This is a genomic window from Asticcacaulis sp., assembly GCF_020217185.1.
Lineage (GTDB): Bacteria > Pseudomonadota > Alphaproteobacteria > Caulobacterales > Caulobacteraceae > Asticcacaulis.
In genome coordinates, this window is sequence record NZ_JAIWNX010000265.1 from 1 (window position 1) to 10,000 (window position 10,000).

11 protein-coding genes are annotated in these 10,000 nt (G+C 60.3%); 3 read left to right on the forward strand and 8 right to left on the reverse strand.

Going from position 1 to position 10,000, the window contains the following annotated elements:
* On the forward strand, positions 1 to 745 hold a 745-nt coding region (locus tag LDL37_RS13340; protein WP_290799214.1), incomplete at its 5' end, for a CheB methylesterase domain-containing protein.
* A complete protein-coding gene (locus tag LDL37_RS13345; RefSeq protein ID WP_290799217.1) occupies positions 742 to 1,584 on the forward strand; it encodes a protein-glutamate O-methyltransferase CheR in 843 nt (280 codons plus the stop codon). The genes LDL37_RS13340 and LDL37_RS13345, both read left to right, overlap by 4 nt.
* A 71-nt stretch (positions 1,585 to 1,655) precedes the next feature.
* Here LDL37_RS13345 and LDL37_RS13350 read toward each other — a convergent pair whose 3' ends face one another.
* Together LDL37_RS13350 and LDL37_RS13355 are read right to left on the reverse strand one after the other, a co-directional pair.
* Entirely contained in the window at positions 1,656 to 1,997 is a 342-nt protein-coding gene (locus tag LDL37_RS13350; RefSeq protein ID WP_049781677.1) for a helix-turn-helix domain-containing protein, read from the reverse strand.
* Positions 1,998 to 2,284: 287 nt separating this feature from the next.
* Complete coding sequence (locus tag LDL37_RS13355; RefSeq protein WP_126422655.1) at positions 2,285 to 2,797, reverse strand: arsenate reductase ArsC; 513 nt, start codon at positions 2,795 to 2,797, stop codon at positions 2,285 to 2,287.
* A 213-nt stretch (positions 2,798 to 3,010) separates the two neighbouring features.
* On the opposite strand from LDL37_RS13355, the gene LDL37_RS13360 reads away from it, so the two are divergent.
* Positions 3,011 to 3,373, forward strand: coding sequence for an MliC family protein (locus tag LDL37_RS13360; RefSeq protein WP_172961197.1), 363 nt, complete (start codon positions 3,011 to 3,013; stop codon positions 3,371 to 3,373).
* A 185-nt stretch (positions 3,374 to 3,558) separates the two neighbouring features.
* Here LDL37_RS13360 and ctrA read toward each other — a convergent pair whose 3' ends face one another.
* The 6 genes from ctrA to LDL37_RS13390 all read right to left on the reverse strand — a co-directional run.
* On the reverse strand, positions 3,559 to 4,260 hold the full coding sequence (gene ctrA / locus LDL37_RS13365; protein WP_013478129.1) for a response regulator transcription factor CtrA: 702 nt from the start codon (positions 4,258 to 4,260) through the stop codon (positions 3,559 to 3,561).
* 381 nt (positions 4,261 to 4,641) lie between these two features.
* Complete coding sequence (locus LDL37_RS13370; protein WP_290799221.1) at positions 4,642 to 6,480, reverse strand: autotransporter domain-containing protein; 1,839 nt, start codon at positions 6,478 to 6,480, stop codon at positions 4,642 to 4,644.
* Between the two features lie 162 nt (positions 6,481 to 6,642).
* Positions 6,643 to 8,061, reverse strand: coding sequence for a glycosyl hydrolase family 28 protein (locus LDL37_RS13375; RefSeq protein ID WP_290799223.1), 1,419 nt, complete (start codon positions 8,059 to 8,061; stop codon positions 6,643 to 6,645).
* Positions 8,061 to 8,342, reverse strand: a complete 282-nt coding sequence (locus tag LDL37_RS13380; protein ID WP_290799225.1) for a type II toxin-antitoxin system RelE/ParE family toxin — start codon at positions 8,340 to 8,342, stop codon at positions 8,061 to 8,063. Before LDL37_RS13380 ends, LDL37_RS13375 begins: the two co-directional genes overlap by 1 nt.
* On the reverse strand, positions 8,329 to 8,583 hold the full coding sequence (locus LDL37_RS13385) for a type II toxin-antitoxin system ParD family antitoxin (protein ID WP_126422644.1): 255 nt from the start codon (positions 8,581 to 8,583) through the stop codon (positions 8,329 to 8,331). The genes LDL37_RS13380 and LDL37_RS13385 overlap by 14 nt, the downstream gene beginning before the upstream one ends.
* Positions 8,584 to 8,619: 36 nt before the next feature.
* The coding region (locus tag LDL37_RS13390) for a DUF2075 domain-containing protein (RefSeq protein WP_290799228.1) at positions 8,620 to 10,000 on the reverse strand (1,381 nt) is incomplete at its 5' end.

A 10,000-nucleotide genomic window follows, 5' to 3' on the forward strand; every position in this document is an offset into this window, starting at 1 on the left:
AACCACGGCCCCAAGCGCCCCGGTTAACCTTAATACCCCCACCCCCGGTATCGTCGCGCCGATCCGCCGCATCGACCGCCCGGCCGGCTCACCGGCACCGGCAACGCCGAACGGCCACGTGGCCGCCGCACCGCGCGTGCGGACCATGACCGGCCCGCGCCGCTGCGACATCCTGCTGGTCGGTGCCTCCACGGGCGGCCCCCCGGCCCTGCGCAACTTCCTCGCGGGTCTTGGTCCCGACTGGCGCATCCCGGTGCTGATCGTTCAGCACATGCCCTCGACCTTTACCACCATCCTCGCCGAACACCTCGACAAGGCCCTGCCGCAGAAGGTGGTCGAAGCGCAGGACGGTATGGGCCTCAAAGGCAGCCACATCTATATCGCGCCCGGCGATTTCCACATGACGCTGAAAGGCACGCCCGGTCAGCCATCGCTTCGCCTCGATCAGTCGGCCCCCGTCAACTGGTGTCGCCCTGCGGTCGATCCTTTGTTTAAATCCGGCGCAGAACTGTACGGCAAGAACGTCGTCGCCGTCGTCCTGACCGGCATGGGCCACGATGGCCGTGACGGAGCGCGGGCCCTGGTCGATGTCAATGCCACCGTCATGGTGCAAGACGAAAAGTCGTCGGTCGTCTGGGGGATGCCCGGTGCCGTCGCCGAAGCCGGTCTGGCCGAATTTATAAAACCCATCGACGGTCTGGCGCAGACGTGCCGGGCCATCGCCAAAGGTGAGAGAATAATATGACCCCGGAAGATACCGAACACCTTGCCGCCCTGTTGAAGCAACGCTCCGGCCTGATCCTCGGCTCGGACAAGACCTATCTGATCGAAAGCCGTCTGGCCCCCGTGGCGCGCCGCGAAGGCTATGCCAATGTCGCCGCCCTGCTGACGGCCCTGCGCACCAAGCGTGACGAGAAGCTGATCTATACCGTCACCGACGCGATGACGACGAACGAGACCTTTTTCTTCCGCGACAAGACGCCGTTTGATCAGTTCAAATCCGACGTCCTGCCCGCTCTGGCCAAGAGCCGCAGCGGCGACATCAAGATCTGGTGCGCCGCCTGCTCGACCGGTCAGGAGCCCTATTCCCTGGCCATGATGATGGAAGAGTCGCGCGCCCAGTTCCCGCGCGTCAATCTCGACATCCTGGCCACCGACATTTCCGAACGCTGCCTCGAAAAGGCGCAGGCCGGCCTCTATACCCAGTTTGAAGTGCAGCGTGGCCTGCCCATCCAGATGATGGTCAAGCATTTCGAGAAGATCGACGAAATGTGGCGCATCTCGCCCAAGATCCGTCAGGCCGTGCGCTACAAAAAGCTCAACCTGCTTGACGATCTGCGCTCCGTCGGTCGTCAGGACGTGATCTACTGCCGTAACGTGCTGATCTATTTCGATATCGAAACCAAGAAGCGCGTGCTGGAGCAGATGGCCACCCTGCTGGCCGATGACGGCTACCTCTTCCTCGGCGCGGCGGAAACCGTGCTGGGCATCACCGATGTTTTCAAGCCAATGGCGGGGATGCGCGGCCTCTATATCAAAAATCAGGCCGTGGGCGCCCAGCCGGTGCGCAAGTTCGGAAGCTGAGTTCAAACCCCTTTCGACATGAAAAACCCCGCTGTGAGACCAGCGGGGTTTTTTGTTGCCTGCATTGACGATCACGCCGTCTTTTTGGTGGCGGGTTCCGGCACCGTCAACTGGCTCCACGCCTCCGGCTTGCCCTGCGCGCAATCGTTCAGCAGATAGTCGGCCAGACCCGACAGATGGGTCAGCTCCGCGCTGTAGATAATCGAGCGACCACTGCGGTAGGCCTTGAGCAGGCCCGCTCCCGTCAGAATGCTGAGGTGGGTCGAGGTGGTATTGGCAGGGGCCTTGATCGCGCGGGCAATCTCACCGGCGGGCATACCGGACGGACCTGCGCGCACGATGGTGCGAAAGGCTTCCAACCGGCCCGGATGGGCAAGGGCGAACAAAGCAACGACGGCATCATCCATTTCCATGCGAAAACCATACATGAAAGCGATGTGGGTAAAAACCCCCGACGCGGGAATTTGCAAACGAATTCGCCGGGTTTTTCAGCCATTGAACGTAAGGAAGGCATAAAGAAAGGGCGGTTGCCGATGACAACCGCCCCAAGGTCAGGGAGAAACGTATAAAACAGGTATACCAAGGGTCATTGAAAATGACTCTTGGTATTCGGTTCGAGACTGTCTCATGTCGAGGGCACATATGAGACAGTCTCGAGTTTTCAACGGCCGGATGCGGTCAGCATCTTCGGCCGTTGGTATTAAGCAGCCAGACGGATATAGGCCTCGCCCATGCGCTCCAGTCGATCCGGAGCGGCTTCACCGGCCAGAAAGGCCGGGCTCATCTGGCTCAGCGTTTCGATTCGCGAGCACAGAGCACCAAACAGGTCGGCATAGGCGGTGGCGATCATGGCCGGGGAGCCCATGACGTCTTCCGGATCGGGGAGGAACCAGTCGATCAGGCGCGGATTGCCTTTGAATTGCGGCAGACGACCCTGCGGCAGGTGGTGCGACAGGCGGAAAACGAAGTCGAGTTCCGGTGCATCCGCCGCCCCGAAGGCTTCGATCCCCTTGGGCACGAGGGTCTGAATATTGTAGTTGATACGGTGCAACAGCGCGATGGCATAGGGGCTGATGGCCACGGCCGGCGTCACACCCGCCGAATAGGCCTCAAAGCGCCCGGCCCCCAGACGGTTGAGCAGGGCTTCGGCCAGAATGGAACGTGAGGAGTTACGCTCGGCCAGGAACAGAACATGGATCGGACGGTGAAACATCTAAGGCTCTCCCCGGCCCCACACCCCGGCGGCCGTCTGCAGGTGGGAGGAAAACGCCCTTCCCGAAACCACGTTATCAAAGCTTCATGAGTTTGCGGTTTACAGATACGGTTAAGAAAGTCCTGACAAAAAGAACCGGTAAACCTTATCGTGAGCTTATTTCGCAAGCCCCGGAAACGGGCTATGCTGTCACCGACAAATGTGGAGGACCCTATGCGTCGCAGCCTGTCTATCGTCGCTCTTTCCGCGCTCGCCCTGACCCTGGCGGGCTGCGTGACCACCCCGACCGATAGCGGCATGGCCCCGCCACCCCCGCCTCCCCCTCCGCCGCCGCCTGTGGTCGAAGCGCCGACGGGCGCGCTCTATACCTGTCAGGACGGGACGACCTTCCGCATCGCCTTCAGCGAAAAGGCGGCGACCGTGACGCTGAAAGACGGCACAAAGCTGCACCTGCCGCAGCAGGTGGCGGCCTCTGGCATCTGGTATTCGTCGGGCAAGCACGATTTCCGCGGCAAGGGCCGCGACGCCACCTGGACCGTCGGCAAAAAGATGCCGACCCAGTGCGTGACGGACTAAATCCGCCTGGCATCAGATCGGTATGACTTTAAATAGAATTGTCATTCAAGCGCCTCCCCTGAAATCAGGGGAGGCGCTATTGTGCTATGCGGTTTCCACCTAAAATCACTCCCCCATACAACAAAAAAAAAACGCCTGCCGTGAGAGGACGGCAGGCGTTTTTCGTAGTCTTAGAAGCGTGAGGCTTAGGCGGCGACGATGCCGCCCTGCTCTTGCGGGTCGCGCAGCACATAGCCACGGCCCCAGACGGTTTCGATATAGGAGTTGCCGTCATTGGCCACGGCCAGCTTCTTGCGCAGCTTGCAGATGAAGACGTCGATGATCTTCAGTTCCGGCTCGTCCATACCGCCATAGAGGTGGTTGAGGAACATTTCCTTGGTCAGCGTCGTGCCCTTGCGCAGGGACAGAAGCTCCAGCATCTCGTATTCCTTGCCGGTCAGGTGCACGCGGTTGCCCGCGACTTCGACCGTCTTGGCGTCGAGATTGACGATGATGTCGCCGGTCTTGATGACCGACTGGGCGTGGCCCTTCGAGCGACGCACCACCGCATGAATGCGGGCGATCAGCTCATCCTTGTGGAAGGGCTTGGTCATATAGTCGTCGGCACCGCCGCCGAGCGTCTTGACCTTGGTTTCGATTTCGGAGGTGCCCGACAGGATCATGACCGGCGTATTGACCTTGCCGACGCGCAGTTGACGCAGCACTTCGAGGCCGGACATGTCAGGCAGCGACAGGTCGAGCAGGATCAGGTCGTAATCGTAGATCTTACCCAGATCCACGCCTTCTTCGCCCAGGTCCGTCGTATAGACATTGAACCCTTCGGATTTCAGCATCAGCTCAATGCTTTGAGCAGTCGCGCTGTCGTCTTCAATCAGCAGTACGCGCATGTAGCCCCTCCCGGCTATGGCAAACACAAAGGTGAAGGCGCGAACGCCCCCGATGGTGAGAATTGGAGGCTAGCCCGCAAATCCCTTAAGATTAGTTAAGCCTAACAAAATCTCAAAAAGGGGTACGCTGATTTGCGAATCGCTGACAAGAGTCGCGAGTCAAGAGGGGGGCTTTTCCCCAGGTCTTTTTTCATTCTTTTTTAAGAAAGAGTCCTTTTTCGCACACAGTCAGGGCGAAATGCGGCAAGGGGCGGATTTACACTTCTGATTTTCAAGATGTTTTTATGCGCCTGAATGCGCGCCGACCTTCACCGGCAAAGACAAACGGAAGCCTCCCGCAGGAAGCCTCCGTCTGTGTCCGCAAAGTTTTTAAATGTCGCCTCAGAAGGCCTTGGTCAGGGCGATCAGAGCCGACTGGGTCTTGTGGTCATCCTTGCCGAAGCTGCCCGCATAGCGCGCGGTGACGCCAAAGCCCATCACTTCGGTCGTCAGCCCGACCCCGGCGATGACACCTTCCGTGGGGCGTTCGTCCATCTCTCGGCTGAACGGCAGGGCGGTGTTATTGATCAACTGGCCTTTCAGCGGGTCCGTCTCACCGCTCAGCACGTCTTCATAGCCCAGCGAGCCCGTCAGGCGCGTCTTGTCGCTCAAGCGCGCCTGCGCCCGCAGTTCCAGCGCCCCGGACAGGGCCGACACCTTGCGCCCGTCAAAGCTGACGGCCCCGACGGTGTAGTTTTCGTCAAAGCCGCGCATATGGCCGCTGACCCACGACAGGCGCGCCACCGGCGTCAGAGACAGCGTCCCCATATCGTGCCGCCAGCCGGTTTCAACCTGCGCCGAAGCCGACCACCCCTGCACCTTTTCCTGCTGAATGGTGACGGCGGCCAGCGTCGTCTGGCGGCGATAGTCCTCAAACTCCTCATAGCCCATGCCGAGGCCGAAGATGACAAAGTGCGGCCCCTTATCCCATTTGGCCCCGGCATCGAAGCTGATCACCGTCGGCTTGGCGCTCAAAAGATAGCCCGTAGCGTCGCCTTTCAGCAGGGTGACGCCCGCGCCAAAGGTGGCGGCTTCGCCGTGCCCGAACACCGTGCCGAAGCGCAGCCCCGTCAGGTCGTAATCATAGGCCTTAGTCTTCAAACCCACCGCCGTCGCACCGGGAGCCGATTGCAGGTTAACCGTGCGTTCCGATTGCGCCTGATCGCCGATCACTTCGACGAAGACGCCCTTTTGGCCTTCATAAAGGCGCTGATTGAAGCCCAGCATGGCGTTGCGCCGCGCCGCATAGGACACATCGGCAAACAGGCTTACCCCCTCGGACAGGGTGGGCGTATAGAGGTATTGCGTCGCCACGGCGGCCACCAGCCTGTGCCCGGCGGCGGTCGGGTGCACCCCGTCCCAGAACAGGTAGTTATTCTGCACCGAAGCCCCGCCGGTGACGCAGGCCGTGGTCGCCACGCAGCTTGAGGTCACATCGCTGAGCCCGAAGGCTGACGGATTGGCGATAATCAGCTTGAACGCCGTATTGATGTCCACCTGCACAATATTGGTTGTGGGGCGGTTGGCGGCGACGGTCTTCAGCGCTGTGCCCAGCGCCGAATTGAAGGACGAGCCGGAGAATCCGGCCAGATCCTGCGCCGTGGTGCCTTTGAACTGCGGCGTATTGTTGAGATCGGGCAGGTTCAGCACCAGCACCGTTCCCGCACCGGCTCCGGCGATCGTATTGACCTGAGACGCAATATCGCCAGCCGCCGAAGTGGCGAGGCTGCCCATCACACCCGTCGCCGTCGAGGGGTTGGTCGCCGCGACCGGCAGGCCCTGAAACAGGTTGTTGGCCCCCACCCACATCGTCACCACATCACGCGCCCCGAAGGTGCCGCCGCGCGCCTGATAGGCCTGAAGCTGCACCGCGGTGCCCGGCGGATTGGCCTGCGTATCGGTGCGCGCCCCGCCAAAGGCGAAGTTGACATTGCCGGTCAGCGCCCCTGTGGTCGTGTAGCCGTTCATCGTGCCGACCAGATATTCGACCCACACCTTGTCATTGGTGAAGCGGCGATTATACGGCGCCGGCGGCTGCGTCCCGCCCGTCACGGCATAGAGATTGCCGGAGTCGCTCAGCGAGTCGCCAAAGCTAATGACGCGATCATAGGTCTGGGCCGAGGCCACCCCTGCCGATAAGGCAAGGAGGGAGGTCAGCGCGATAAGGCTGGTGCGTTTCATGTGAGGGTCCGCCCTGTACGGAGTTTATGTTATGCACAGGAGGGAATGCCCGTTTGGCGGGAATGACAAGTGTGACCCACCGTCAATTTATGACGTTTTGGCGACAATCGTCACAAAATTAACACACGGAATTTTTTGTATAATTTCGCACATGCGAAAGATTTATCGCTTAAGCGAAACGGCATGATACAGGGTCTGTGGCCGCGCCTCCGGGATTTGCGTCGCCATCTTAAGCCCCGTTAGCTCAAGCCAATCAACGTGCCGCGCCCACAGGCCCCAGGCGGGCGTGACCCCAAACATGGACGGCTCCGGATAGGCGCTCGGCAGGTCATCGACAAAAGGCGCGACCGACGCCGGGCTCAAACCGCCGCGATAGGTCAGGGCGACGTTTTGCAGCGTCACGTTCTGAACGGGACTTTCGGGCAGGCCCATGATCAGGGCGCAATAGTCGGGCAGGATGTCGGTGGCCGTCAGGTTGCGGATGGTCACGTTGCGGATACCGCCGACCCTGGTGCCTTCCGGCCCACGCAAGCGCGCGCCCACACGCAGGAAGATCGGCGCCGTGGTGATATCAGACAGGCGGAGGTCTTCGCACACCACGTCCTCTATGACACCGCCATCGACCGTCTCAAGCGCCAGCCCGCGCGAGCGCTCAAAGCGGCAATTGCGGATGCGGATGCGGCGGAAATCGCCATTGGATTCCGTGCCGATCTTGATGCGCCCGGTAACGCGGTCCTGATCCGGCGCGCGGTCCTGCGTGCGGCCATAGGTGCCATCGAGCATAGTCCCCAGATCATAGCCCGACACGGTGCAGTCTTCGATGGTGATGTCTTCGCAGGCCCGCACTTCACCGAGCGCGTAGCTCGATTTCAGCACAATGGCGTCGTCATTGGGCGTGTTGACGCGGCAACGACGGATGGTCACGCGACGGCAGGCGTCGATATCCAGCCCATCGCGGTTGGTATCGAGGCTTAAGCCCTCGATCTCCATATCCTCGACCCCGGTGGCCAGCAGGGCAAAGTGCCCGCCGTTCTTTATCGTGAAGTCTTTCAGCGTCACGTGGCGGCAGTTTTTCAGCGCAATGGCCTTGTTGCCCAGCCCCTGCATGGCCGACACTTCGGGGGCCAGTTCGGCCATCACCTCGGCCGACAGGCCGCGCATGGACAGGGGAAATTCGCCGGCCTGCTTTTGCCACTGAGAGCCCGGCCCTTCGCGGGTCAGGCCTTCGCCGTCAATCGTGCCTTCGCCGATGATGGCGATGCGCTCCGCCCCTTCGGCCCAGATCAGGCTGTTGCGCCAATGCGAATGGCCGAAATCCTGATAGAGATCAAAAGGATTGTCTTCGGGCAGATCATAGTGCCCGCCATGCCGCGCCGGATCAGCCGCGATCAGCACCGCGCCCTTATCCAGATGCAGGGTCACACCCGATTTGAGATTTAGCGAAAAACTGAGATACCGCCCGGCCGGAAACCGCACCACACCGCCATTGACAGCCGCCGCCTCAATCGCCGCCTGAATGGCAGAGGTATCCAGCGCCTCCCCCGTGCCCGTGGCACCGAACGCCCGCACATCCCACGTCATCAATCCAGCCTGCTGTCTATGTCTTCGTTATGGTGAAAGATTTGCACGATCAGGACGCCGTAATCCGTCTGTGCATAAAAGACTGTGTGCGAGCCGTGCTCATGGCGTCGATACTGACGAAAAGACCGCCCCATCTGCGGGTTCTGCGCCATGAGATCGAACACGGCGTGCAGGCCATAAAAGTAGTCATCGGCCTGTGCCTCTCCGAAATTAAGCAGAGAATAGGCATAGATTTCAGCCAGCTTGACCTCTGCGGCCGCCGATAATCTATAGACGGCCATCGGCCTTCAGCTTTTGTTTGACCGCCTGCATGATGTCAGGCAACGATTTGTCACTCAGGCCACTTTGTTCGGCCTCTTCCAGAAGTTTGGTGAGACGCAGTTCCTGAGACAAGCGCTCCTGATCACGCCGCACCAGATCGCGGATATATTCGCTCTCATTATGATAGTCGCCACTGCTCACCCGCGATTTAATAAAACCGCGCATGGTTTCCGAAAGGGACACGCTCATCGACGACATCATGACCTCCGTTTGTTGAGACCAATAGATAATATTAGATCACAAATCCTGCAATCCACAGGCTTTCAAAAAAGCATAGGTGGCATCGTAAAAGCCCGGTGGACGGGTCGGATCATCGACATCGCCCTTTGGTACGAAAATGACCATACCTTGCCGCGCACGGGTGAGAATAACGCGATAGGCGTTCTTCAGATAAAGCTGCGCGAACGCATCGTTCACGTTGCGCCATTTGGTCCCGGCGAATTTGTGGTGCTGCCAGCCGTCGTCTGAGTAACGATAATCGGCATCCCAGCAGACACCCACCCAATCCAGTTCCAGCCCCTGCACGTCGAACTCGGTGGCCACATCCTCCAGATACCAGGACGAGCGCACATCCTCGCGATCATTCAAAAACCAGTTGGCCGGCTCAATACTGGCCTTCACGTGCAGGCCCTCGGGTTTAAGACGATAGGCGCCTGAGGAGGCCACCAGACCATAGCGTTCTGTGCCGCGGGCTTTGCGACGTAACCAGCGGCGCGCGGCATTCAGATCGCGGGTGATGACAATGGGATAGGCCGTCAGTTGCGCAAAGGCGGTACGGGCGGCCTCGGCTTCACCGTTCAACAGATGCGCAACAAAGCCGGACAAAGTTTCCGCGCGGAAAGAGCGCATCGAGACACCCAAGTGCAGATCGTCGCTCAGCGTCACCTGAGCCTGCTGGATAAAGTGGCGCGCATCGTGGTTCAGATCATAGTCCGGCTGCACAATCTGCGCCGAGGCATAGACCCGCCAGTGCGGGAAGCGCGCCCGGATCGCCGCCATCCATTCGGACAAGCCGGCCTCGCCCGTATTGATCTCCTGCCCGCCGCCGATCAGGCACACCACCGTGCACCAGTCGGGATGACGGTCCATCACGCTGAGCAAAAAATCCGGTTCGGACATATCGAAATCGGCCATGCCGCGTTTGGCCTGCATAAATTTCGAGGCCTGAGCGCGGGTCCAGGCCCGTTGCGCCTCATCAAACACCACCACGTGTTCGCTGGGCACAGTCGCACTGCCCGCATAGTCGTCGCGGAAATGGTGGATGTTCTGGATAAAGGCGCGCACATCGCGTTCGACATGCTTTTTGGAACGCCCGGTGCGCGCACTCTGATCGCGCGTCAGCGCCTCACGCAACACATCGACCAAAGGCCCGTTTCCCGACAGAAACGTCGCGTGTTCGTCGGCATGAGATTCGCTGCGCTGAGTGGCGATATTAAGTCCCGCCAGGGTCTTACCCGCCCCCGGTACGCCGGTGACGAAGCAGACCGTCTTGAGGTGGTGAAACTTGGCGTCTTCAATCACCGCGGCGATAAAATCCTGCGTGCGGCTGAGGTTGATGGCGTCGGCATCTGAGCGCGCAATATCCCTGACATCGTGCCGGGCATAAAGCGCCCGCGCG